At 66.6% G+C, this 23,449-nt stretch carries 21 protein-coding genes; 13 read left to right on the top strand and 8 right to left on the bottom strand.

Translation table 11 applies throughout. From position 1 onward, the window contains the following. The first annotated feature begins 3 nt into the window (after positions 1-3). Positions 4-1,116 carry a rod shape-determining protein RodA gene (rodA, locus tag CR105_RS10000; protein WP_099788275.1) on the top strand — a complete coding sequence of 371 codons (1,113 nt, stop codon included), beginning with the start codon at positions 4-6 and terminating at the stop codon, positions 1,114-1,116. A gap of 26 nt (positions 1,117-1,142) precedes the next feature. Next, positions 1,143-2,150, top strand: coding sequence for a septal ring lytic transglycosylase RlpA family protein (locus CR105_RS09995; protein WP_099788274.1), 1,008 nt, complete (start codon positions 1,143-1,145; stop codon positions 2,148-2,150). A 299-nt stretch (positions 2,151-2,449) separates the two neighbouring features. On the opposite strand, the gene CR105_RS09990 is transcribed toward CR105_RS09995, so the two are convergent. The 7 genes from CR105_RS09990 to argS are packed head-to-tail and all read right to left on the bottom strand — an operon-like array spanning position 2,450 to position 8,509. Then, the gene (locus CR105_RS09990; protein ID WP_099788273.1) at positions 2,450-3,118 is read right to left on the bottom strand and encodes an SPOR domain-containing protein; all 669 of its coding nucleotides are present in this window, start codon (positions 3,116-3,118) and stop codon (positions 2,450-2,452) included. Positions 3,119-3,121: 3 nt separating this feature from the next. Then, the gene (locus CR105_RS09985; RefSeq protein WP_099788272.1) at positions 3,122-3,859 is read right to left on the bottom strand and encodes a type III pantothenate kinase; all 738 of its coding nucleotides are present in this window, start codon (positions 3,857-3,859) and stop codon (positions 3,122-3,124) included. Beyond that, positions 3,859-4,623, bottom strand: coding sequence for a biotin--[acetyl-CoA-carboxylase] ligase (locus CR105_RS09980; RefSeq protein WP_099788271.1), 765 nt, complete (start codon positions 4,621-4,623; stop codon positions 3,859-3,861). The genes CR105_RS09985 and CR105_RS09980 overlap by 1 nt, the downstream gene beginning before the upstream one ends. Continuing rightward, complete coding sequence (locus tag CR105_RS09975) at positions 4,620-5,390, bottom strand: SDR family oxidoreductase (RefSeq protein ID WP_099788270.1); 771 nt, start codon at positions 5,388-5,390, stop codon at positions 4,620-4,622. Before CR105_RS09975 ends, CR105_RS09980 begins: the two co-directional genes overlap by 4 nt. Before the next feature lie 22 nt (positions 5,391-5,412). Beyond that, a complete protein-coding gene (locus tag CR105_RS09970; protein ID WP_099788269.1) occupies positions 5,413-6,081 on the bottom strand; it encodes a thiol:disulfide interchange protein DsbA/DsbL in 669 nt (222 codons plus the stop codon). A gap of 11 nt (positions 6,082-6,092) precedes the next feature. Beyond that, positions 6,093-6,764, bottom strand: a complete 672-nt coding sequence (locus CR105_RS09965) for an SPOR domain-containing protein (RefSeq protein WP_099788268.1) — start codon at positions 6,762-6,764, stop codon at positions 6,093-6,095. 32 nt (positions 6,765-6,796) lie between these two features. Next, the gene (argS, locus tag CR105_RS09960; RefSeq protein WP_099788267.1) at positions 6,797-8,509 is read right to left on the bottom strand and encodes an arginine--tRNA ligase; all 1,713 of its coding nucleotides are present in this window, start codon (positions 8,507-8,509) and stop codon (positions 6,797-6,799) included. A 253-nt stretch (positions 8,510-8,762) separates the two neighbouring features. On the opposite strand from argS, the gene rsmB reads away from it, so the two are divergent. From rsmB to yiaA, 11 genes are all read left to right on the top strand, one after another. Further along, positions 8,763-10,181, top strand: coding sequence for a 16S rRNA (cytosine(967)-C(5))-methyltransferase RsmB (gene rsmB / locus CR105_RS09955; RefSeq protein ID WP_099788266.1), 1,419 nt, complete (start codon positions 8,763-8,765; stop codon positions 10,179-10,181). A gap of 45 nt (positions 10,182-10,226) precedes the next feature. Continuing rightward, on the top strand, positions 10,227-10,790 hold the full coding sequence (locus CR105_RS09950; RefSeq protein ID WP_099788265.1) for a DUF4390 domain-containing protein: 564 nt from the start codon (positions 10,227-10,229) through the stop codon (positions 10,788-10,790). Continuing rightward, positions 10,791-13,079: a sensor histidine kinase gene (locus CR105_RS09945; protein WP_099788264.1), complete on the top strand. Its 2,289-nt coding sequence runs from the start codon at positions 10,791-10,793 to the stop codon at positions 13,077-13,079. 101 nt (positions 13,080-13,180) lie between these two features. Beyond that, positions 13,181-13,903: a response regulator gene (locus CR105_RS09940; RefSeq protein WP_099788263.1), complete on the top strand. Its 723-nt coding sequence runs from the start codon at positions 13,181-13,183 to the stop codon at positions 13,901-13,903. Beyond that, complete coding sequence (locus CR105_RS09935) at positions 13,900-14,286, top strand: GTPase (RefSeq protein ID WP_229413790.1); 387 nt, start codon at positions 13,900-13,902, stop codon at positions 14,284-14,286. Before CR105_RS09940 ends, CR105_RS09935 begins: the two co-directional genes overlap by 4 nt. 82 nt (positions 14,287-14,368) lie before the next feature. Next, positions 14,369-14,626 carry a BTH_I0359 family protein gene (locus CR105_RS09930; RefSeq protein WP_054266260.1) on the top strand — a complete coding sequence of 86 codons (258 nt, stop codon included), beginning with the start codon at positions 14,369-14,371 and terminating at the stop codon, positions 14,624-14,626. Between the two features lie 80 nt (positions 14,627-14,706). Continuing rightward, positions 14,707-15,474: a class II glutamine amidotransferase gene (locus tag CR105_RS09925; protein ID WP_099788262.1), complete on the top strand. Its 768-nt coding sequence runs from the start codon at positions 14,707-14,709 to the stop codon at positions 15,472-15,474. 99 nt (positions 15,475-15,573) lie between these two features. Further along, positions 15,574-16,851 (top strand): EAL and HDOD domain-containing protein, encoded by a 1,278-nt coding sequence (locus tag CR105_RS09920; protein ID WP_099788261.1) that lies wholly within the window; start codon positions 15,574-15,576, stop codon positions 16,849-16,851. A 15-nt stretch (positions 16,852-16,866) separates the two neighbouring features. Next, positions 16,867-17,808: an ABC transporter ATP-binding protein gene (locus CR105_RS09915; protein ID WP_099788260.1), complete on the top strand. Its 942-nt coding sequence runs from the start codon at positions 16,867-16,869 to the stop codon at positions 17,806-17,808. Between the two features lies 1 nt (position 17,809). Further along, positions 17,810-19,111 (top strand): ABC transporter permease, encoded by a 1,302-nt coding sequence (locus CR105_RS09910; protein ID WP_099788259.1) that lies wholly within the window; start codon positions 17,810-17,812, stop codon positions 19,109-19,111. A gap of 100 nt (positions 19,112-19,211) precedes the next feature. Next, the gene (gene yiaA / locus CR105_RS09905) at positions 19,212-19,628 is read left to right on the top strand and encodes an inner membrane protein YiaA (RefSeq protein WP_099788258.1); all 417 of its coding nucleotides are present in this window, start codon (positions 19,212-19,214) and stop codon (positions 19,626-19,628) included. Between the two features lie 27 nt (positions 19,629-19,655). Here yiaA and metH read toward each other — a convergent pair whose 3' ends face one another. After that, the gene (metH, locus tag CR105_RS09900) at positions 19,656-23,420 is read right to left on the bottom strand and encodes a methionine synthase (protein ID WP_099788257.1); all 3,765 of its coding nucleotides are present in this window, start codon (positions 23,418-23,420) and stop codon (positions 19,656-19,658) included. Positions 23,421-23,449: the final 29 nt, after the last annotated feature.

Below are 23,449 nucleotides of genomic sequence, written 5' to 3'. Positions count from 1 at the left end.
CGCATGCGCATCAACGAACGACGTTCCCTGTGGCGACGCATGAAGCCGCACCTGCTGGTATTTGACGCGCCGCTGGCGATGATCCTGTTCCTGCTGCTGGCCACCAGCATGATCACGATGTACTCGGCCGGCATCGAATACCCGGGCCGGCTGGAAGGACAGATCCGCAATACGATGGTCGCCTTCATCATTATGTGGGCCGCCGCGCTGGTGCCGCCGCAGACGCTGATGCGCCTGGCGGTGCCGATCTACACGGTCGGCGTGGCGCTGCTGGTAGCGGTGTTCCTGTTCGGGATCGTCAAGAAGGGCGCGCGCCGCTGGCTGTACGTCGGCGTCGACATTCAGCCGTCCGAAATCATGAAGATCGCCATGCCGTTGATGCTGGCCTGGTACTTCCACCAGAAAGCCGGCATGGTGCGCTGGCATTCGTTCATCGTCGCCTCGGTTCTGCTGGCGGTGCCGGTCGGCCTGATCCAGCTGCAGCCTGACCTGGGCACGTCGCTGCTGGTGCTGTCGGCCGGCCTGTTCGTGATCTTTCTGGCCGGGCTGTCGTGGAAGGCGCTGCTTGGCCTGTTCATCGCCGGCGCGGCGGCGCTGCCGGTGGCCTGGTCGCTGATGCACGACTATCAGCGCGACCGCGTGCTGACGCTGATCGATCCGACCAAGGACCCGCTGGGCAAGGGCTTCCACATCATCCAGTCGGTCATCGCGATCGGCTCTGGCGGCATCTCGGGCAAGGGCCTGCTGAAGGGGACCCAGTCGCACCTGGAGTTCGTGCCCGAGCACACGACCGACTTCATCTTCTCGATTTACGCCGAGGAGTTCGGCCTGATCGGCATTCTGGGGCTGCTGCTGATCTACCTGCTGCTGATCGGGCGCGGCCTGATGATCGCGGCCAACGCGCCGACGCTGTTTGCGCGCCTGCTGGCCGGCGCCCTCACGATGAATTTTTTCGTTTACGCCTTCGTCAACATGGGCATGGTCAGCGGCATTTTGCCGATAGTCGGCGTGCCGCTGCCGTTCATGAGCTACGGCGGCACCGCCTTCGTCACGCTCGGTTTGGGGGCGGGTATACTGATGAGTATTTCGCGGCACCGCAAGCTGGTGCAAACCTGATTACCCTTTTCACCACGGAGGCGCGAATGGCCGTATCGAACAAGCTTGCGGCGACCGTGGCGCTGGCCGGCGCCGCGCTGCTGGCCGGCTGCGGCACGACGGCGAACCAGGCCGCCCCCCAGCTGCAGCCACCGCCGCGGCCTGCCACCGCGGGCGTCGTCCATCCGAAGGCCGACGACCTGCCGGCGCTGCCGGCGGCCGGTTCGGGGCGCGGCGGCTACTACATGGACGACGGTCCGGGCGACATGCCGCCGGCCGGCTTGCGCCAGGTGCCCGATGCGGTGGTCAAGGCCGAACCGCTGTCCAGATATGCCAACCGGCCGTACGCGGTGTTCGGCAAGACCTATGTGCCGATGAACGGCAACGCGCAGTTCGCGCAGCGCGGCGTGGCGTCGTGGTACGGCAAAAAATTCCATGGCCAGCGCACCTCGTCGGGCGAAGTCTACGACATGTACAAGATGACGGCGGCCCATCCGACGCTGCCGATTCCATCGTACGCGCGCATCACCAGCCTGTCGTCCGGCGTGCAGGTTGTGGTGCGCATCAACGACCGCGGACCGTTTCATGCGAGCCGCATCGTCGACGTGTCGTACACCGCGGCGTTGAAACTGGGCCTGCTCGGCAAGGGCAGCCACGAAGTGCAGCTGGAACGGTTGCTGCCGGGTGGCGTGGTGACGCCGGCGCCGCAAGTGCTGCCGCCGCCGCAGGTAGCCTCGCTGGTGGCCGAGCGGAGTTTTGTTCTGCAGAGTGATGCGCAGCTGGCCGACGTCGGCGCCGCTGCGCCGGTACGTGCGCCGACCGACGGCTATTACCTGCAGCTTGGCGCCTTCAGCCTGGCCGAGCGCGCCGCCGAAGTGCGCAGCAAGGTGCTGGCGTCGGGCGCGGTGCCGATTGTCGAAGTGATGCAGTCGGGCGCCTTGCACCGCTTGTTCGGCGGTCCCTTCGACAGCCGCGCCGAAGCGCTTGAGGCTGCGCGCGAACTGCCGGCCGCGCTGGCGATCAAGCCGATCGTCGTCAGGCGTACTGCCGACTGAAATTGTTGCTGAATTGCCGGAATTGCTGGGGTCAGGTCTGACATTCGGACATTTTGCCGGGGTCATGTCTGATATATGGACATTTTGCTGGGGTCAGGTCTGACATTCGGACATTTCCACCGCAATTTGCATTGACGTGCCCGCCTGATACTGTCCAGCTGATAATAAAACGGCGATTCGGCTCTGAGTTGGCGCCGAAAATGTCTGAATGTCAGACCTGACCCCAGCGATTTGTCCGATTGTCAGACCTGACCCCAGCTATTTGTCCGAATGTCAGACCTGACCCCAGCGTTTGTTGGCTATTTGCAGGCGCGCGTTTTGAGCGCCGGGAAGGATTCGGCGATGTCGTCGATCTTCGCCTTGGCCGCCACGTCGATGCCGCGAAACTGGAACGCCAGCCGCGTCGTCTGCGTGCCGCGCGGATTGATGCGGGCACTGCTGACGCCTTGCTTGGTCAGCGTCGCCAGCAGCGATTGCGCCGCCGCCTCGGACTTGAAAACGCCCAGCGATATCGCCCAGCGCAGTGGCGAATTGTCGGACATGATGAAGAAGTTGGTCACGCCAAGCGCCTTCAGTTCGCCGGCCTTCTTGTCGGCCGCTTCCTTGCTGGCCTGCGGCGGGATGATCACCATGTAGCTCGATACATCGGTCGACGCCAGCGCCAGGCGCGTCATCCCCTCGCCCAGGTCCAGCGGCGAAAGCCGGGCTTCGAACCGGCGCGCTTCGGCCTGCGCCAAACTGCCGATCTCGAAGCAGGCCAGCGTCTCTGCCGTGGCCGGCGCGGCCGGCGCGGCGGCAACCGCCGCCGCCGGCGCCGCCGTCAGCAGCGCCAGCCTGTCGATATTGAGCTGGTTCTTGATGCGCGCCGGTTCACGCTCGTTGCCCTTGAAGTTGCCGAGCATGCCCTGGCCATAGGCGAGCAGCACGCCGTTCAGGCACAACAGGCACCAGAAGATAAATTTCAGCACGGGCTAATTCCTCGAAGTTGCGGCGGCGTGCAGGCCGACCAGGACAATGTTGTCGACCATGCGCGCAGTATACGAACGCGCCGACAGCAACGGCGCGATGTAAGGCGCGGCGCCGCCGGAGAGCAGGCACAGATCGGCGCCGAGCAGGCCGATGGCGCGCTCGATGGCGCCGGCCTGCGCCGACAGGCAGCCCGACAGGATGGCGTCGTCGGTGTTGTCGGCAAAGCCGGCGGCCTCGCTGCCGCCGGGGGCGATGTGCGGCAGCTGCGCCGTATTGCGCGCCAGCGAGGCAGCCATCAGGCCCAGCCCCGGCAGGATCATCCCGCCGAGGAACACGCCGTCGGCGGACAATGCGTCGATGGTGGTGGCGGTGCCGCAGGTGGCCACCACCAGCGCCTTGCCCGGCTCCAGCGCGCGCGCGCCAATGGCAGCGGCAAAGCGGTCGCACCCCAGCTGCGACCGATTGCGGTAGCCGTTGCGCACGCCGGCGAGTTGGTCAACGGATGCGAACCACTCGATCGGCGTGGCCGGCAGCATCTGCTGCAGCCGGGCGCGCACTGCGGCGCCGGCGACGTTCGACACGAGCGCTCGGGTGATGGCCCGGTGCTGCCAGCTGGCGGCCAGCTGGGTGAGGTCGGCCTGGACGACGGCGCCGGTCTCGAGCCAGCGGCCGGGCGGCGCATCGTCGGCGGCCAGCGCCCACTTGACGCGGGTGTTGCCCGCATCGATCAGTAGCAGCATCAGGATTCACCCAGCCGCAGCGAGACGTCGCCGGCAAGTACCGCGACGCGGCCGCCGTCGGTGTCGAGCAGCAGGCGCCCGCTGTCGTCGACGCCGGCCGCGACGCCCTGCTGCAGCACGGCGCCCTGGTCGACGATCGCCACCGGCTGGCCGCGCCAGGCGTGCAGGGCGTCCCAGCGCGCGCGGAAGGCGCCAAAGCCCTCGCGGGCGAATTGGTCCATGCCGGCCGCCAGTGCGTCGGTCAGCGCCGCCATCAGCGCGTCGCGCTCCATCCGCGCGAGCCAGGGTGCGGTGGCGATGCTGCGGCCGATGCGCTCTTCGATCCGGTCCGGCATCGACAGGTTCAGGCCGATGCCGATCACCGCCCAGGTGCCGCCCGGCGCGCCCTGGGTTTCGATCAGGATGCCGGCCAGCTTGCTGCCGTCCTTGAGCACGTCGTTCGGCCACTTCAGCTGCACCGGCACGGCCAGCGCGGCCAGCGCCTCGGCCAGCGCGACGCCGACCGCCAACGGCAGTCCAAGCAGCTGCTGGGGCGAACCGTCGAACTGCCACGCCAGCGAGAACGTCAGCGAGTCGCCCGGCGCCGACAGCCAGCTGCGGCCAGCCCGCCCGCGCCCGGCGCTCTGGTGTTCGGCGATCAGCAGGGTGGGGCGCGCCAGCTGGGCGGCGCGCCCCATCAGGTCGGCATTGGTGGAGCCGGTTTCGGCCACCACTTCGATGTCGACGGCGGCGCGGCACAGCGCGGCGATGGCGGCCGCGTTCATGGCTTGCTTGCCCGCGGTTTGCGCGGCGCGCGCGAAAACGCCAGGTCGTAGACGGCGTTGGGCAGCGCGCGCAGCAGCTTGGCGACGACGCCCATCTGCCACGGGATGACGCGGTAGCTGGCGCCGACTGCGATGGCGATGGTTGCCTTTTCGGCGAAGGTCGCGGCCGGCATCAGGAACGGCATCGGATAGGGATTGTGGCGCGTCATCGGCGTGTCGATGTAGCCCGGCGCGATGGTCACCACGCGGATCCCGTACGGCTTCATTTCGAGGCGCAGCGATTCGCAGTAGGCCAGCACCGCCGCTTTCGACGCGCTGTAGGCGCCAGCGCCGGGCAGGCCGCGGATACCGGCGACGCTGCCGATCCCCACCAGCGTCGGCGAGCCGCCGCGCGTTTTCATGGCGGCGATGAACGGCGCGAAAGTGGCGACGGTGGCGCTGACGTTGGTGGCGAAGATGGCGTCGAAGGCAACGAGGTCTTCGGCGTGTTCGGTCAGCGTGCCTTGCGAGACGCCGGCATTGGCGATGACGATGTCGGCGCCGCCGGCGGCGATGAAGTCGGCCGCCGCCGCCGCCAGCGCGGCGCGGTCGGTGACGTCGACCGCGTAGACCTTGTGCAGGCCGGCATTGGGCAGGCTGGCGGCAAGCCGGCGCAAGGCGTCGCCGCGGCGCGCCAGCAGGCCCAGGGTGGCGCCTTGCAGCGCATATTCGCGCGCCAGCGCTTCGCCGATTCCGCTCGACGCGCCGGTGATGAAAACGCGGTTCATGGCGCGCGCGGCTTGGTACGCACTACTTCTTTTCCGCTTTCGCTTTCGCGACCAGGAAGTCCATCACCTGCAGCGCCGCCTGGCCCTGCTGCTGTTCGGTCAGCGGCGCGGTGCTCGCTTCGCCCGCCTGGCTCGGCGACGTCATGTAGCGCCCGCCGACAGCCACCATCGGCCAAGAGTCGACGCGGTAGGCGCCCATCATGGCGCTGGCGCGGCGCAGCTTGGCCTGCACGCCGAACGAGTTCCACGCTTCGGTGAACTTGGCCTGGTCGATGCCGGCCTTGGCGGCCCAGGCGAGCACCTGCTCGTCGGAGCCGAGGCGCACGCGCTCGACGTGCATGGCGTCGAACACCTTCTGGTGGTGGGTGCCGACCAGGCCGAGCGCTTCGAGCGTGTAGAACAGGCGCTGCTGCGCCATCACGCTCGGACCGGCCGGCACGTGGACGCGCTTGAAGACGATATTATTGCCCTGTTTGCGGACCCACTCGGCCAGCAGCGGTTCGAAGCGCTGGCAGTGCGGGCAGTAATAGGCGAAGAACTCGGTGACCTCGACCTTGCCGGCGGCGTCGGTGTTTTGCGCCTCTGGCAAGGTCAGGTATTCGACGCCGTTTTTCGGATCTGCGGGGGCGGCCGCCACGGCGGCGGACAGGCCGATGGCGGCGGCGCACAGCAAGGTTCGGATCAGTCGCATGAAGTGTTCTCTTATCTCTGGTTGCGGACGATGGCGACGTCGATGCCGCTGTCGATCAGTTTGGCGCGCGCCTTGTTCATCGATTCGACCTGGCCGAACGGCCCGATGCGCACGCGGTGCAGCACGCCGGCGTCGCTGGCGCGGTCGCTGATGGTGGCCTCGTAGCCGAGCAGGGCCAGCTTGGCGCGGGTGCTTTCGGCGTCGGTCATTTCGCGGAACGCGCCGGCTTGCAGGAAGTAGATGATCTTGTCGTCGGCCGCCACGTCGGCCCTGGCGTTGACCACGCGCGCCAGTTCATGCGAGGCCGGCACCTGAGCGGCGGCGACCACGACGGCCGGCGCCTTCACTTCGGCCTTGACGTCGGCCGGGTCCTTCATGTTGGCGATGACCTGGGCCAGCGGGTCGGCGGCCGCCTTCGGTTTGTCGGCGATCTGGCGGTTCGCTTCGCGCGCCGCTTCCTTGTTGCTGTAGAGCGGCTTGTTCGGATCGGCGGCCTGGCCGGCGGTCGGCTCGGCCATCTTGCCGACCTTGCCCGACTTGTCGGTGAACGGCGTGGCGCCCTTGGTGATCGCCAGCGCCACGGCGACGGCGATGCCGAGGCCGATGATCAGGCCGATAATGACGCCGGTGATGGTGTTGCCGCGCTGGCGCCGGGCCGGTGAGAAACGAGGTGTGGAGTGCATTGGTGCCTTCAAGGTTGTCTGCTTCAAAACGCTTACATCTTGTTCGGCGCCGACACGCCGATCAGCGCCAAGCCATTGCGCAGCACCTGGCGGGTGGCGGTCGCCAGCGCCAGGCGTGCCAGCTTGAGCGCTTCGTCGTCGTCGAGCAGCCACTTGTGGGCGAAGTAGTAGCTGTGCAGTTCGCCGGCCAGCTCGCGCAGGTAGAACGCCACCTGGTGCGGGCTCAGTTCGGCCTGGGCACGCTGCACCATCTCGGGATACTCGGCCAGCTTGGCCAGCAGTCTTGCCTCGTGCGGCGTGGTCAGCGGCGACAGATCGACGCCGGCCAGCTGCGCTTCGTCGCCGCCCCAGTTGGCCAGCGCCGAGCAGATGCGCGCATGGGCATACTGCACGTAGTAGACCGGGTTTTCGTCGCTGGTCGCCAGCGCGACATCGACGTCGAAGACGAATTCGGTGTCGGCCTTGCGCGAGATGAGGAAGAAGCGCACCGCGTCGCGCCCGCGATTGATGTCGCCGTTGCCGGACCATTCGATCAGGTCGCGCACCGTGACGTAGGAGCCGGCGCGCTTGGAGATCTTGACCTCTTCGCCGTCCTTCATCACGGTGACCATCTTGTGCAGCACGTAGTCCGGGTAGCCCTGCGGGATACCGAGGCCGAGCGCCTGCAGGCCGCCGCGCACCCGCGCGATGGTGCCGTGGTGGTCGCTGCCCTGGATGTTGATGGCCTGGACGAAGCCGCGCTGCCATTTGACGAGGTGATACGCCACGTCCGGCACGAAGTAGGTGTAGGTGCCGTCGGACTTTTTCATCACGCGGTCCTTGTCGTCGCCGTACTCGGTGGTGCGCAGCCACAGCGCGCCGCCTTCCTCGAACGTCTTGCCCGAGGCGATCAGCGCGTCGACCGCGGCGTGCACCTTGTTGTCCTTGTACAGCGACGACTCGAGGAAGTAGTTGTCGAACTTGACGCCGAACGACTGCATGTCGATGTCCTGCTCGTTGCGCAGGTAGGTCACGGCAAAGGCGCGGATCGATTCGATGTCGTCGACGTCGGTGCTGGCGGTGGCCGGCAGGCCGTCGCTCGCTGCGACCGTCTTGCCGGCCTTGAAGTCTTCGGCGATGTCGGCGATGTAGTCGCCGTTGTAGGCCGACTCGGGCCATTGCGCGTCGCCCGGACGCCAGCCTTTCAGACGCGCCTGCACCGAGTTGGCCAGGGTGGCGATCTGCACGCCGGCGTCGTTGTAATAGAACTCGCGGGTGACCGCGTAGCCTTGCGACTCGAACAGCGACGACAGCGCGTCGCCGAGCGCGGCCTGGCGGCCGTGGCCGACGTGCAGCGGGCCGGTCGGATTGGCCGAGACGAATTCGATGACGACCTTGTCGCCGGCGCCGGCGTCGCTGCGGCCATACTGCGCGCCCGACTGCAAGATGGAGCGCACCACCGACTGCTTGGCGGCGGCGGCCACGCGCAGGTTGATGAAGCCCGGACCGGCGACGTCGGCCGACTCGATGATGCCCTTGGCGGCCGGATCGGCCAGCAGCGCGGCGACCAGCCTGGTGGCCAGTTCGCGCGGATTGGTCTTGAGCTGCTTGGCCAACTGCATCGCGATGTTGCAGGCGATGTCGCCGTGCGCCGGGTCGCGCGGTCGCTCGAGCACGACGGCCGGGGCGAGATCGGTACCGGCGGTCAGTGGGGCGAGGGCGGCCTGGAACAGGGCAACGATTTCAAGTTTTTGTTGGGCGAGCATGTGCGGGTATTCTGTCAGGGTGAAAAAGCGGTGGCCGGGCCACGGGCAAACATCGCCAATTATACTGGTTTGGCGCTGCCGGGAATACGCCGCCGTTGCCACAGGTCCAGGCGATTTTGTTGTCAAAACGCCCCGTTTTGGCGCGCCTGGAGGCTTAGCCGTTACAATTGGCGCCTTTACAGCGCGGTCCGCTGCGCGCATTTGCGCGGCGCCGGCCGCGCCAGCCACCGCCAGAACACCAGCAAAGATCACCATGACCGCCAAGCGCCCCACGCTCTCCATCAAACCTGCCGCGCCGAAGTCGGCCAGGCCGGCGCCGCCGCTGCGCGCCAGCTACGAAGTCAAGCCGGTGCTGCAGCCGGGCTACCTGCCGCGCCTGAAGCCCGATTCGCTGGCACTGTGCCTGCTCGGCGCGGCCAACGCCGTGTCGCAGGTGCGCGGCGGCGCCGCGCTGCCGCAGGCGCTGCTCACCGCGTTCGGCGTGACGCAGGCGTCGCCGCAGGCGCGCGGCGCGATCCAGGACATCTCCTACCGCACCATGCGCCAGCTGGGCCGCAGCGAAGTGCTGCTCAGCCTGATGACGTCGAAGGCGCCGGAGCCGCCGATGCTGGCCAGCCTGCTGTGCTGCGCGCTGGCGCTGATCGACACGCCGGCCGGCGCCACGCCGCCATATGAAGAGTTCACCGTCGTCGACCAGGCCGTCACGGTGGCCACCTCGCACCCCGACATGGCGCATGCCAAGGGCATGGTCAACGCGGTGCTGCGGCGCTTCCTGCGCGAGCGCGAATCGCTCGTCAAGACGGCGTTGCAGGACCCGGTGGCCCAGTGGAACTACCCGCAGTGGTGGATCGATACGGCCAAGGCGGCCTATCCACGCGACTGGCAGGCGATCCTTGCGGCCGGCAACGAGCAGCCGCCATTGACCCTGCGCGTGAACGTCAGGAAGACCAGCGTCGAGGCGTATTTACAGCTGCTTGCCGGCGCCGGCATCGGCGCCGCGCGCATCGGCCCATCGGCGGTGCGGCTGGACAAACCGATCGGCGTGACCTCGATCCCCGGCTTCGATGCGGGACTGTGCTCGGTGCAAGACGCCGGCGCCCAGCTGGCCGCGCCGCTGCTGGATATCGCCGACGGCATGCGGGTGCTGGACGCGTGCGCGGCGCCCGGCGGCAAGACCGGCCACCTGCTCGAACTTGCCGACATCGAGCTGACCGCGGTCGACTCCGACCCGAAGCGCCTGGTGCGGATCGAGGAAAACCTGCAGCGGCTCGGTTTATCGGCGACCCTGAAGGCGTTCGACGCGCAGACGGCGGTGTGGTGGGACGGCCAGCAGTTCGACCGCATCCTGGCCGACGTGCCGTGCACCGCGTCGGGCATCGTGCGGCGCCACCCCGACATCCGCTGGCTGCGGCGCAAGGGCGACGCGCTCCAACTTGCAACACTTTCGGCCAAAATTCTCGACAACCTTTGGCAGATGCTGCGGCCAAATGGTAAATTGCTGTTCGTGACTTGTTCACTTTGGCCCCAGGAATCGGAGGCGCAAGCGGCAGCTTTCGGCGCGCGCCACGGCGCCACGCGCCTGCCGGCGCCGGGCCAGCTGCTTCCCACCGGCGGCGCGCTCGAGGATCATGATGGTTTGTTTTACGCCCTGTTCCAAAAGAATGCGGCGTGACGGGTCTTTGACAATGCAATGGTTTTTTAAGGCTTTGGCCCACTTGTGACAATCCGATTTCTTCGACTGCTCGCCTGCCAGCTGCTGCTGTTGTTCGCTTGCGCGCAGGCGCAGGCGGCCGACGGCGTGGAGATCACGCGGGCCCACATCGAAGCGACCGAAGACGGCTACCGGCTCGATGCGCGCTACGCGTTCGACCTCAGTCAGGACCTGGAACACGCGATCTCGCGCGGGGTCGCGCTGTACTTCACCACCGAAATCGAACTGACGCGCCCGCGCTGGTGGTGGTACGACGAGAAAGCGGTGACGTCGCGCCAGACGCTGCGCATCTCCTACAACGAACTGCACCGCCAGTACAACGTGGCGGTGGTCGGCAGCGTGCAGCAACCGTTCCAGACGCTCGACGAGGCGCTCGCCAACGTGCGCCGGCCGGGCCGCTGGCAGATTGCGCCGAAGGGCGCGCTCAAGCCGGGCGAGGTGTACAACGTCACGGTGCGCATGTTCATGGACCGCCAGCTGCTGCTCAAGCCACTGCAGGTGAACGCGTTGAACGACGCCGGCTGGCAGCTCAGCTCCAACAAGAAAACCTTCCTGTACAAGGCGGAGTAAGTGAAGCCGGCCTTGAAGTACGGGGTGATTGTGGCCGGTGCGATCGTCAGCATCCTGCTGTTCGTGCTCGCCTCGGCGTCCGACAATTCCACCTTCTTCGACCGCTACTATTCCTGGCTGCTGGGACTGAACGCGGCGGTTGCCGCCGGCCTGCTGATCTTCGTGGTGGTGGCGCTGGCGCGCCTGTACGTACGCTACAAGAGCGGCAAATTCGGCTCGCGCCTGATGGCGCGCCTGGTGTTGCTGTTTGCCGGCATCGGCATCCTGCCTGGGCTGGTGATCTTCCTGGTGTCGGTGCGCTTCGTGTCGCATTCGATCGACTCCTGGTTCGACGTCAAGATCGAGGCGGCGCTGCAGTCCGGCCTGAACCTGGGCCGCGCCGCGCTGGACCAGTCGCTGACGGAACTGGGCGCCTCGGCCACGGTGTCGACGGCGACGCTGGCCGGTCAGCAGCAGCGCGAGACCCAAGCGATCCTGAGCCGCATCGTCGCCGAGCAGGACGGCGTGGTCAGCGCGATGGTGGTCGACGCCGACGGCAAACTGGTCGCCGCCGCCTCGGAAGACAAGCTGGCCAACCTGGCGGCCGACCTGCCGACGCCGTCGATGCTGAAAACGGCCGCCATGCCGGGCGGGTACACCCAGTCCGAAAGCGGCGTCGGTCCGGATGCCCAGGACAGCACCAGCGGCGCGCCGTCCAACGCGCTCGATGCGGCCACCGGCCTGCGCCTGCGGGTGGTGATGGCGGTGCCGGAGCCGCCGGGCGCGGCGCCGCGCTACCTGCAGCTGGTGCAGTCGGTGCCGGTCAACCTGGCCACCAACGCCGAGGTGCTGCACGCGGCGCTGAACGAATACAGGCTGCGCTTCGTGGCCCGCAGCGGCCTGCGCAAGATGTACATAGAGACATTGACGTTGACCCTGTTGCTGGCCATTTTTGGCGCCGTCGCCAGCGCCTTCCTGATCGCGTCGAACCTGGCGCAGCCGCTGCTGGTGCTGGCCGAAGGCACGCGCGCGGTGGCCGAGGGCGACCTGTCGCCGCGCCCGATCGTCACCACCACCGACGAACTGGGCACGTTGACGCAGTCGTTCAACACCATGACGGGCCAGCTGTTCGAGGCGCGCAGCGCCGTCGAGCGCAACCGGGCGGCGCTGCAAAGCGCCAAGGCCCACCTCGAGTCCGTGCTGGGCAACATGTCGGCCGGCGTGATCGTGCTCGACGCCGATTTCAATGTCGTCAATTCGAACGACGCGGTCGACCGCATCCTGCTCAACGACGTCAGCGGCCATGTCGGCCGCGCGCTGGCCGAGATCGAGGGGCTCGAGGTGTTCGCCGGCGCCGTCACCCGCGCTTTCTCGACCCAGAGCGCGCAGAGCGCCGCCGGCAGCGCGCGCCAGCGCACCCACTGGCAGCAGGAGATCGAAATCCCGCGCCGCGTCGGCACCAGCGACGACCACGACATCACCTTGCTGGCGCGCGGCTCGCGCCTGCCGGTCGGTGTCGGCAGCGGCTACATCGTCGTGTTCGACGATATCTCCGACGTGATCTCGGCGCAGCGTTCGGTGGCCTGGGGCGAGGTGGCGCGCCGGCTGGCACACGAAATCAAGAACCCGCTCACGCCGATCCAGCTGTCGGCCGAGCGGCTGCAGATGAAGCTCGAGGCGAAGCTGTCGCCGGAAGACGTGGCGCTGCTTAACCGCAGCACCAGCACCATCGTCAACCAGGTCGACGCCATGAAGCGCATGGTCGACGACTTCCGCGACTACGCCAAGGCGCCGCCGGCGGTGCTGCAGCCGCTCGACCTCAATAGCCTGATCCGCGAGATCCTCGACCTGTACCTGGCCGGCGACGACTCCGACATCATCCACGCGGCGCTGGCGCCGACGCTGCCGGCGGTGATGGGCGACGCCACCCAGCTGCGCCAGGTGATCCACAACCTGCTGGCCAATGCGCAGGACGCGTTGACCGAGCGCGCCGAGGGCATGGAGCCGGCCCGCATCGACGTCACCACCGAGGCGATCCACTACCAGAACGCGGTCGGCGGCGAGGGCACCGCGGTGCGCCTGGCAATCGTCGACAACGGTCCGGGATTCGCCCCGCGCATCCTGTCGCGCGCGTTCGAACCGTACGTCACGTCGAAGGCGCGCGGCACCGGACTGGGGCTGCCGATGGTCAAGAAAATCGTCGACGAACACGGTGGCCGCATCGATATCCAGAACCGCCAGGACGGAACAGGCGCGTCGGTCCTGATTTTGCTGTTAAAGTTAGCGCCTGAGGCTGCAAATTTGGCGTAACGTCCGGTTCAATCATACAATCACGCTTAGAATACAGAGTGGGCGTTAGACGCGCGTGACGCTCTTGTCAGCGGGTGATATCAGAGAAAGCATAAACACAGATGGCAAACATTCTCGTAGTTGATGATGAAATGGGCATCCGCGAGCTACTCTCGGAGATCCTGGGCGATGAAGGCCACGCGATCCAGTTGGCCGAAAACGCGCAGCAGGCACGCGACGCGCGCGCCGCCGGCGCGCCGGACCTGGTGCTGCTCGATATCTGGATGCCCGACACCGATGGCGTCACATTGCTGAAGGAATGGCAGCGCGACGGCCTGCTGACGATGCCGGTCATCATGATGTCGGGCCACGCCACCATCGACACCGCGGTCGAAGCGACCCGCATCGGCGCGCTCAATTTCCTCGAAAAGCCGATCGCCCTGCAAAAACTGCTGAAGGCGGTGCAGCAGGGCCTGACGCGGGCGCAGGAAACGGTGCGCGCGCCGGTCGCCGCGGCGCGCCCGATGATGGCGCCGCAGCCGGAAGAAAACGTGTCGGCAGCGTCGGCGATGTTCGCTTCGCAGTCGCTGCAGTCGGCGTCGATCGCGCCGCGCATGGGCGCCGTGCCGAACGGCGAGCCGCAGGGCTACAACCTGTCGTTCGACCTGCCGCTGCGCGAGGCGCGCGACGCTTTCGAGCGGATGTATTTCGAACACCATCTCGGCCGCGAAGGCGGCTCGATGACGCGGGTGGCCGAAAAGACGGGCCTCGAGCGCACCCACCTGTACCGCAAGCTCAAGCAGCTTGGCGTCGAGCCGGGCAAGCTGGCCAAAAAGGGGGGGTGAGCAGCATCTCCCCGCTGCCGGGCACCATCACCACCCTGGTCACGGGCGCCACCGCCGGCGCGCGCGAACGCTTGATCGCGGCGCAGCTGCCGGCGGACTCACCTAGCGGCGCCTGCCGCGCGGTGCTGCTCGAAGGCTTGCCCGACGGGCAAACCATCCTGATCCCATCTCCCACACTGCTGATCGAGCGCATAGCGCCCGGTTGCCTGTGCTGCACCGGCAATCTCGTTTTACGTGTAACATTAAATCGTCTCCTGCGGCGGCGCCCCGAACGACTGTATATCGGGCTGGCAACAACGGAGCACCTTGATCAGTTGAGATCGTGGCTGCGGCAGCCGCCATACGATCAGCTGTTGGAACTGACGCCGGACCTGCACTCTTGAATTCACGCCGGCCAGCCCCACCTCAGAGATGAGGCGGAGCGGCAAGTCAGCCTGCGAAACCGTCTGATCGAGAGGACCCACCATGAACATGATCTACAACAGCGAGCAGTACAGCGTCGTCGAGTTCGGCGTCGACCACAACCTCGAGGCGCTGCGTTTCGGCGGCTACGAGATCGTCGACAAATCCGGCCGGCGCGAAGCGTTTATTGGCGGCAAACTGGCACAGTCGTTCCGGCGCGACGTCAATAACCTGATCGCCAGCGAACCGACGATGGAAGAGATCGACGACTTTCTCGGCTCCTACGATTCGCTGATGAGCCAGCCAGTGCTGCTGCACTGATTGTTATTGCCGCGCCGATTGGTGCATACTGGCACACCTGGGTCTGACCCATACAGCGGGTCAGACCCAAGCTCAACACCATGTGCCAACTCCTCGGAATGAACTGCAACGTCCCCACGGACATCGTTTTCAGCTTTACCGGCTTCGCCATGCGTGGCGGCCACACCGATACCCACCATGACGGCTGGGGCATCGCGTTTTTCGAAGGCGCCGGCGTGCGCCTGTTCGTCGACCACCAGGCCGCCATCGCCTCGCCCGTCGCCGCCCTCATCAAAAGCTACCCGATCAAGTCGCGCAATGTCATCGCGCACATCCGCAAGGCCACGCAGGGCAAGGTGGCGCTGGAGAACTGCCATCCGTTCGTGCGCGAACTGTGGGGCCGCTACTGGGTGTTCGCCCACAACGGCGACCTGAAGGAGTTCGCGCCGGTGCTGAACGGCGCCTTCCGGCCGGTCGGCTGCACCGACAGCGAGCTGGCATTTTGCTACCTGCTGCAGCAATTGCGCGAGCGCTTTGGCGACAACGCGCCGCCGCTGGCCGAGCTGCGCGAGGCGGTCGGCGAGCTGGCCCGCTCGATCGCCGCGCACGGCACCTTCAACATGATGCTGTCGGACGGCGCGGCGCTGTTCGCTCACTGCTCGACCAGGCTGTGCTACGTGGTGCGCGAGTACCCGTTCGCCACCGCGCAGCTGTCGGACGAAGACGTCAGCGTCGATTTTTCGCAAGTGACGACGCCGGAAGACCGGGTGGCGGTGATCGTCACCGAGCCGTTGACGACCAACGAGCGCTGGACCGAATTTCTGCCTGGGGAAATGAAAGTGTTCGTCGACGGTACGCCGTTGCCGTGATGTCACGCCGGCAAGCCGCCGGCTGATGACAAAAAGTTCACTGATGCAAGAGAATGCGGTACAGTACGGACATTCTCCCGTCCCCGGAACTACCTAGCGATGAACGACACCGCCCCGCAAGCCGCGCTGAAAGACTTTGGCGTACGCGATTTCTACCTGGGGCGCCAGCCCATCCTCGACCGCAACCAGGCGCTGTTCGGCTACGAGCTGCTGTTTCGTAATGCACCGGCCGGCGCGGCCGATTTCGATAACGGGCTGTCCGCCACCGCGGCGGTGATCGCCCACGCCGGCCAGCTTGGCCTCGACAAGGCGATCGGCGACGCGCAAGGTTTCCTCAACGTCGACGCCGCCGTCATCATGAGCGACATCTTCGTGTTCCTGCCGCGCGAGAAGATGGTGCTCGAAGTGCACCAGTCGGTCGAGGCGACGGCGCCGCTGCTGGCGCGGATGGCGGAACTGGCCGGCCATGGTTTCCGCTTCGCCTTGAATGGCGTCAGCGACATCACGCCCAACGTCGAACGGCTGCTGCCGATGATCGACTTCGTCAAGTTCGACATGCGCGGCATTCCGGCCTCGAAGCTGCTGGCGATGGCGCCGGTCCTCAAGCGCGACAACAAGAAGCTGATCGCCGAACGGGTCGAGTCGAGCGTACAGCACGACGAATGCCGCACGCTCGGCTTCGACTACTTCCAGGGCTTCTATTTTGCGCAGCCGGCGGTGATCAGAGGGCGCAAGCTGACGCCGTCGCAGCTGGCCGTCATGGAGCTGATGAAGCTGGTGACGTCGGACGCCGAAAACATCGAGATCGAGCGCGCGGTCAAGCGCGACGTCACGCTGGCGTTAAATTTGCTGCGGCTGGTGAACACGCCGGCCGTCGGCATGCGCCAGAGAATCGACTCGGTCAGCCAGGCGCTGATCGTGCTGGGCCGGCGCCAGCTGCAGCGCTGGCTGCAGATTTTGCTGTACGCCGATCCGGCCCAGCGCGGCCACAGCGCCTCGCCGCTGCTGATGCTCGCCACCACGCGCGGGCGCCTGCTCGAACTGCTGGCCAAGCGCCTGCGCCCGAGCCAGCGCAACGTCGCCGACATCGCTTTCACGGTCGGCATCATGTCGCTGATGGATGCGCTGTTCGGCATCCCGATGTCCGAGATCGTGGTCCAGATCCCGGTCAGCGACGAAGTGTCGGGGGCGCTGACGCACCGCACCGGGTTCTTCGGCGAATTGCTGCGCCTGGCCGAATCGATCGAGCAGATGGACGGCTCGGAAGACATGGTGATGCCGGCGCTCAAGCAGCTGGCCATCTCCAGCGACGAACTGGTGCAGTTCGAAGTGGCCGCCTTCTCATGGAGCGACTCGGTGGTTCGCTACGCGCTGTAACGCCGGCCGACCACGATGACCCCGGTGCTGCTGAGCGTATCGAAGCTGACGAAGTCGTACGGCGCGCGGCTTGCGGTCGACGACGTGTCGTTCCAGGTGCGCGCCGGCCAGACGGTCGGCCTGATCGGGCCGAACGGCGCCGGCAAGTCGAGCACCGTCAGCATGGTCTGCGGCCTGCTGCGCCCCGACGCCGGCACGGTGGAACTGGACGGCCAGCAGATCGTCCAGGGCCTGTCCGAGGCCAAGCGCAAGATCGGCTTCGTGCCGCAGGACCTGGCGCTGTACGAGGATCTGTCGGCGCGCGAAAACCTCAAGCTGTTCGCCGCGCTGTACGGCATCAAGGGCGCCGATGCGCGCCGCCGCTGCGACGAGGTGCTGGCGCTGGTGAACCTGCTTGATCGCGCCGGCGACAAGGCGGAGACGTTTTCGGGCGGGATGAAGCGCCGGCTCAATATCGCCGCCGCGCTGATGCACGACCCGCAGCTGCTGATCCTCGACGAGCCGACCGTCGGCGTCGATCCGCAAAGCCGTAACGCCATCTTCGATACGCTCGAACAGCTCAAGGCGATGGGGCGCTCGCTGATCTACACCAGCCACTACATGGAAGAAGTCGAGCGCCTGGCCGACCACATCGTCATCATCGACCATGGCAAGGTGCTGGCCGACGAAAGTCCGGCGGCGCTGTTTCGGCGCCTGCCGGCGCAGGCGGCGCTGCGCGTCGAACTGGCCGATCCGGCGCTGCCGCCGCTGTGCGAAGGCATTCGCGCGCTGGCCGGCGTGAAGTCGGTCGACGCCGACGGCGGCGTGCTCGACATCGGCCTGGCGCGCGGCGAGGATGCGCTGGCCGTGATGGGCTTCCTGGAGCGCCAGGGATGCCGGCCGCTGCACTTCGCCACCGCCCGCACCAAGCTCGAAGACATCTTCCTCAACCTGACCGGACGCTCGCTGCGCGACTGACATGACCGCTTTCCTCGCGCTGGTTCGCAAAGACCTGCTGCTGTTCCTGTCGGACCGGCGCGCGCTGCTGATCAACCTGCTGCTGCCGATCCTGATGGCAGCCTTCTTCGGCTACCTGTTCGGCGGCTCGGGCAAGGCGGAGGGCGGCGCCATCGACGTCGCCCTGGTGCAGATGGACCGCGGCGAAGTGGGCGCGAAAATCGCCGCGGCGCTGAAGGCCGACGCCACGCTGCACGTCACCGAGATGGACGCCGCCCAGGCGCGCAAGGCAGTCGGCAAGGGCACGCAGAAGGCGGCGATCGTGATCCCGGCGGGATTCGGCGAGGCGGCCGGTTCGGCGCTGTTCGGCGCCGGCCAGAAGCCGGCGATCGAGGTGCTGTACGACCCATCACAGCAGGCGGTGCTGGCAATGGTGAAGGGGATGCTGACGCAGCACGTGATGCAAGTGGTCAGCGCTGAAATGTTCGGTGGTAAAACCGGCAAGGCATTGACCGACAAGACCATGCGCCAGCTGGACGTATCCGGCGCCACCGATCCGGATTCGGTGGCGCTGCGCGACATGCTCGGCAGCGTGAACAAATACCAGCAGCGCGAGCAGTCAACGCCGGCCGCCGGCGCTGCCATGGAGCCGGTGGCCGCAGGCGGCCTGTCGATGCCGTTCACGACCAGCGACAAGGAAGTGAGCTCCGGCACGCTGGCGCATGGCTACAACGGCTATGCGCACTCGTTCGCCGGCATGGGCGTGCAGTTCCTGCTGTTTCTCGGTATCGACATGGGCATCGGCATCCTGCTGGCGCGGCAAAGCGGCATCTGGAACCGGTTGCTGGCCGCGCCGGTGACGTTGACCACCGTGCTGCTGGCGCGCGCCACATCGGCCGCGCTGATCTCGTTCACGTTGTTGTGCGTGATGTTCGCGGTGGCGGTGGCGGTGTTTGGCGTGCGCATCACCAACCTGGCCGGATTTGTCGGGGTGGCGCTGTGCTTCGCGCTGCTGACGGCCAGCTTCGGCCTGCTGATCGCGGCGTTCGGCAAAACCCCGGAAGCGGCGCGCGGCATCGCCATCTTCGCCACGCTGATCATGGTCATGCTGGGCGGCGCGTGGGTGCCGTCGTTCATGTTCCCGCAATGGGTGCAGCAGGTGACGCTGGCGATGCCGACTCGCTGGGCGGTCGACGGGCTCGATGCCATGACCTGGCGCGGCCTGGGGCTCGACGCCGCGGCCATGGCGATGGCCGTGCAGCTGGGGTTCGCGCTGCTGTTCGCCACGCTGGCCATCGTCAAGTTCAGGCGCGACCAGCGCTAACTGGCGCGGCCAACTCGCTCGTTGCTTAAACGCAAGGACTGCTGGGAGAAGGAGGCTACGCTGATGGCTCCTTCCCGCTGTCACTCTTTGAGGAGCAACCATGTCCATGCAAAATACGCCGTCATCCGCCTTCGTCGGCGCCTCCTGGCTCGCCTTGATGGTCGGCGTGCTGATGTACCTGATCGGCCTGTGGAACGCCAACATGGCGCTCAATGAAAAGGGCTATTACCTAACGCTGCTGATGTACGGATTGTTCGCCGCGGTGTCGCTGCAAAAATCGGTGCGCGACCGGATGGAAGGCACGCCTGTCACCAGCATGTATTACGGCTTGTGCTGGGTGTCGGTCATCGCGGTGGCATCGCTGCTGGCGGTCGGCCTGTGGAACGCGACGATGGCCAGCAGCGAAAAAGGCTTTTACGCGATGTCGTTCGTATTGAGCCTGTTTGCCGCCGTGACGGTGCAGAAGAACGTGCGCGATGTGGCAGGCGCCGGCGCTGCCGCGGCGCTGGACCAGTGAGCCGCAGGCGAGTAGTGGTTTAATTTCTCAAAGGTTCGGCGCCAGCCAGCTTTCGAGCTGCTCGGTGGCGACGCCGCGCCGCTTGGCCATGTCGGCCACCTGGTCGACGCCGATTTTACCGACGACGAAGTACTTCGAGTCGGGGTGCGCCAAGTAGAAGCCCGACACCGCGGCGCCGGGGAACATCGCGTAAGACTCGGTCAGGGTCATGCCGATTTCTTCCGGCTGCAGCACCTTCCACATGTCTGCCTTGACGGTGTGCTCCGGGCACGCCGGGTAGCCGGGCGCCGGACGGATGCCGGAATACGATTCGGCGATCAGCTCCGCGCTGGCGAGGTTTTCGCCGGCTGCATAGCCCCACAGGTCGGTTCGCACGCGCTCGTGCAGGTACTCGGCGAACGCTTCGGCCAGGCGGTCGGCCAGCGACTTGAGCAAAATCGACGAGTAGTCGTCGTGCGCGTCTTCGAAGCGCTTTTCGTATTTCTCGATGCCCAGGCCGGCGGTGACGGCGAACATGCCGATGTAGTCGGCCACACCCGACGCCTTCGGCGCGATGAAGTCGGCCAGGCACTGGTTCGGCCGCTGCACGCCGTCGACCAGCGGCTTGACGCCCTGCTGGCGCAGGCCGTACCACGTCAGCGCCACGTCGCCGCGCGCGTCGTCGGTGTAGACCTCGATGTCGTCGTCGTTGACGCTGTTGGCCGGCAGCAGCGCGATGACGCCGTTGGCGGTCAGCCAGCGCCCGTCGATGATCCGCTTGAGCAGCGCCTGGCCTTCCTCGAACACTTTGGAGGCCGCTTCGCCGACCACCGGGTCGGTCAGGATCGCCGGGAACGGGCCGGCCAGGTCCCAGGTCTGGAAGAACGGGCCCCAGTCGATGTACGGCACCAGCGCGGCCAGGTCGACGTTCTTGATGACGCGCCGGCCGATGAACTTCGGCTTGACCGGCGCGAACGGCACCACCGCCTTGTTGGCGCGCGCCGCGGCCAGCGGCAGGATCGGCAGCGCTTTTTTATTGGCGTGCTGCTCGCGGATGCGCACGTAGTCGGCGGCGATGTCGTCGATGTACTGGTCGCGCGACTCGGGCGTGAGCAGCGACTGCGCCACCGACACCGAGCGCGAAGCGTCCGGCACGTACACCACCGGGCCATCGTAGTTGTGGGCGATCTTGACGGCGGTGTGGGCGCGCGACGTGGTGGCGCCGCCGATCAGCAGCGGAATCTTCAGCATGCGGAAGTGAGGGTCGCGCTGCATCTCGCGCGCCACGTGCGCCATCTCTTCGAGCGACGGCGTGATCAGGCCGGAAAGGCCGACCATGTCGGCGTTTTCGACCTTGGCGCGCGCCAGGATTTCGGAGCAGGGCACCATCACGCCCATGTTCACCACTTCGAAGTTATTACATTGCAGGACCACCGAGACGATGTTCTTGCCGATGTCGTGGACGTCGCCCTTGACGGTTGCGATGACGATTTTGCCCTTCGGCTTGGCGACGATGCCGGTGCGCTTTTCTTCGAGCTGCTTTTCTTCCTCGATGTACGGGATCAGGTGCGCCACGGCCTGCTTCATCACGCGCGCCGACTTGACCACCTGCGGCAGGAACATCTTGCCCTGGCCGAACAGGTCCCCGACGACGTTCATGCCGTCCATCAGCGGGCCTTCGATGACGTGGATCGGGCGGCCACCGGAAACGAGCAGCTCCTGGCGCGCTTCCTCGGTGTCTTCGACGATCCACTGGGTGATGCCGTGAACCAGCGCGTGCGACAGGCGCTTTTGCACCGTGCCTTCGCGCCATTCGAGAGTCTGGGCGTCCTGCTTGTCGCCGGCTTTGAGCGTGCCGGCGATTTCGATCATGCGCTCGGTGGCGTCGTCGCGGCGGTTCAGCACGACGTCCTCGACGCGCTCGCGCAGCTCCGGCGCGATGTCGTCGTACACGCCCATCATGCCGGCGTTGACGATCCCCATCGTCATGCCGGCCTTGATGGCGTGGTACAGGAACACGGTGTGGATCGCTTCGCGCGCCGGGTCGTTGCCGCGGAACGAGAACGACACGTTCGACACGCCGCCCGAGATGCTCGCGTGCGGCAGGTTCTCCTTGATCCAGCGGGTGGCGTTGATGAAGTCGACCGCGTAGTTGTTGTGCTCTTCGATGCCGGTGGCGATGGCGAAGATGTTCGGATCGAAGATGATGTCTTCGGGCGGGAAGCCGATCTGCTGCGTGAGCAAATCATATGCGCGCTTGCAGATTTCGGTCTTGCGCTCGAAGGTGTCGGCCTGGCCCTTCTCGTCGAACGCCATGACGATGACGGCGGCGCCGTAGCGGCGGCACAAGCGCGCCTGGCGGATGAATTCTTCCTCGCCTTCCTTCATCGAGATCGAGTTGACGATCGCCTTGCCCTGCACGCACTTCAGGCCCGCTTCGATCACGGACCATTTCGACGAGTCGATCATGATCGGCACGCGCGAGATGTCCGGCTCGGAGGCAATCAGGTTGAGGAAGCGCGTCATCGCCGCGACCGAGTCGAGCATCGCTTCGTCCATGTTGATGTCGATGACCTGGGCGCCGTTTTCGACCTGCTGGCGCGCCACCGACAGCGCCTCGTCGAACTGCTCGTTGAGGATCATGCGGGCGAACGCCTTGGAGCCGGTGACGTTGGTGCGCTCGCCGACGTTGACGAACAGCGAATCGGCGTCGATGGTGAACGGCTCGAGGCCCGACAGGCGCAGCGCGGTGGGCACCTGCGGCACTGCGCGCGGCGCGGTATCGGCCAGCATGGCGGCAATGGCGGCGATGTGTTCGGGCGTGGTGCCGCAGCAGCCGCCGGCGATGTTGATAAAACCGGCGTCGGCGAATTCGCGCAGCAGCGACGAGGTGTCGGCCGGCAGTTCGTCAAAGCCGGTGTCGCTCATCGGGTTGGGCAGACCGGCGTTCGGGTAGATGCAGACAAACGTGTCGGCGATCTGCGCCAGCTCTTCGGCGTAGGGGCGCATCAGCGCGGCGCCCAGCGCGCAATTGAGGCCGATCGTCAGCGGCTTGGCGTGGCGCACCGAGTTCCAGAATGCCGGCACGGTCTGGCCGGACAGGATGCGCCCGGACGCGTCGGTGACGGTCCCGGAGATCATCAGGGGCAGGCGCACCACGGCCGGATTCTCCTCGTAATACAGGTCGATGGCAAACAGCGCGGCCTTGCAGTTGAGCGTGTCGAAGATGGTCTCGACCAGCAGCACGTCGGCGCCGCCGTCGACCAGCCCGCGCACCTGTTCGTGGTAGGCGGCGACGAGCTGGTCGAAGCTGACGTTGCGCGCGGCCGGGTCGTTGACGTCCGGCGAAATCGAGGCAGTCTTCGGCGTCGGCCCGAGCGCGCCGGCGACGAAGCGCGGCTTGTCGGCGCTGGTGAACTTGTCGCAGGCGGCGCGCGCCAGGCGGGCGGCGGCGACGTTCATCTCGTAGGCCAGGTGGCCCATGTGGTAGTCGTCCTGGGCGATCGAGGTGGCGCCGAAGGTATTCGTCTCGAGCAGGTCGGCGCCGGCGGCGAGGTAGCGCTCGTGGATTTCCTGGATGATGTGCGGCTGCGTCAACGTCAGCAGTTCGTTGTTGCCCTTGACGAAGAGCTCGCGGGAGCCGCTGCCGGCGGGCGAGGCGAAATCGGCGAAGCGCTCGCCGCGGTATTCCTGCTCGCCCAGCTTGTACTGCTGGATGATGGTGCCCATCGCGCCGTCCAGGATCATGATCCGGCGCGCCAGGATCTGGCGCAGTTGGATATCGGTCTGGGAGGCATTGGCGGCGATGGTCATCGTGGTTCTTTCTAGGGGCGAAGCGGCGG

The organism is Massilia eurypsychrophila (genome assembly GCF_002760655.1).
GTDB lineage: Bacteria > Pseudomonadota > Gammaproteobacteria > Burkholderiales > Burkholderiaceae_D > JAFCUW01.
Note: the sequence above shows the minus strand (reverse complement) of the source record. Positions and strands in the feature narration are given on the sequence as shown.

Excerpts from the sequence above, each read along its gene's own strand:
- rodA (WP_099788275.1), top strand. The coding sequence starts at position 4 with ATGCGCATCAACGAACGACGTTCCCTGTGGCGACGCATGAAGCCGCAC.
- CR105_RS09995 (WP_099788274.1), top strand. The coding sequence starts at position 1,143 with ATGGCCGTATCGAACAAGCTTGCGGCGACCGTGGCGCTGGCCGGCGCC.
- CR105_RS09985 (WP_099788272.1), bottom strand. The coding sequence starts at position 3,859 with ATGCTGCTACTGATCGATGCGGGCAACACCCGCGTCAAGTGGGCGCTG.
- CR105_RS09980 (WP_099788271.1), bottom strand. The coding sequence starts at position 4,623 with ATGAACGCGGCCGCCATCGCCGCGCTGTGCCGCGCCGCCGTCGACATC.
- CR105_RS09975 (WP_099788270.1), bottom strand. The coding sequence starts at position 5,390 with ATGAACCGCGTTTTCATCACCGGCGCGTCGAGCGGAATCGGCGAAGCG.
- CR105_RS09970 (WP_099788269.1), bottom strand. The coding sequence starts at position 6,081 with ATGCGACTGATCCGAACCTTGCTGTGCGCCGCCGCCATCGGCCTGTCC.
- CR105_RS09965 (WP_099788268.1), bottom strand. The coding sequence starts at position 6,764 with ATGCACTCCACACCTCGTTTCTCACCGGCCCGGCGCCAGCGCGGCAAC.
- argS (WP_099788267.1), bottom strand. The coding sequence starts at position 8,509 with ATGCTCGCCCAACAAAAACTTGAAATCGTTGCCCTGTTCCAGGCCGCC.
- rsmB (WP_099788266.1), top strand. The coding sequence starts at position 8,763 with ATGACCGCCAAGCGCCCCACGCTCTCCATCAAACCTGCCGCGCCGAAG.
- CR105_RS09940 (WP_099788263.1), top strand. The coding sequence starts at position 13,181 with ATGGCAAACATTCTCGTAGTTGATGATGAAATGGGCATCCGCGAGCTA.
- CR105_RS09930 (WP_054266260.1), top strand. The coding sequence starts at position 14,369 with ATGAACATGATCTACAACAGCGAGCAGTACAGCGTCGTCGAGTTCGGC.
- CR105_RS09925 (WP_099788262.1), top strand. The coding sequence starts at position 14,707 with ATGTGCCAACTCCTCGGAATGAACTGCAACGTCCCCACGGACATCGTT.
- CR105_RS09920 (WP_099788261.1), top strand. The coding sequence starts at position 15,574 with ATGAACGACACCGCCCCGCAAGCCGCGCTGAAAGACTTTGGCGTACGC.
- CR105_RS09915 (WP_099788260.1), top strand. The coding sequence starts at position 16,867 with ATGACCCCGGTGCTGCTGAGCGTATCGAAGCTGACGAAGTCGTACGGC.
- CR105_RS09910 (WP_099788259.1), top strand. The coding sequence starts at position 17,810 with ATGACCGCTTTCCTCGCGCTGGTTCGCAAAGACCTGCTGCTGTTCCTG.
- yiaA (WP_099788258.1), top strand. The coding sequence starts at position 19,212 with ATGTCCATGCAAAATACGCCGTCATCCGCCTTCGTCGGCGCCTCCTGG.
- metH (WP_099788257.1), bottom strand. The coding sequence starts at position 23,420 with ATGACCATCGCCGCCAATGCCTCCCAGACCGATATCCAACTGCGCCAG.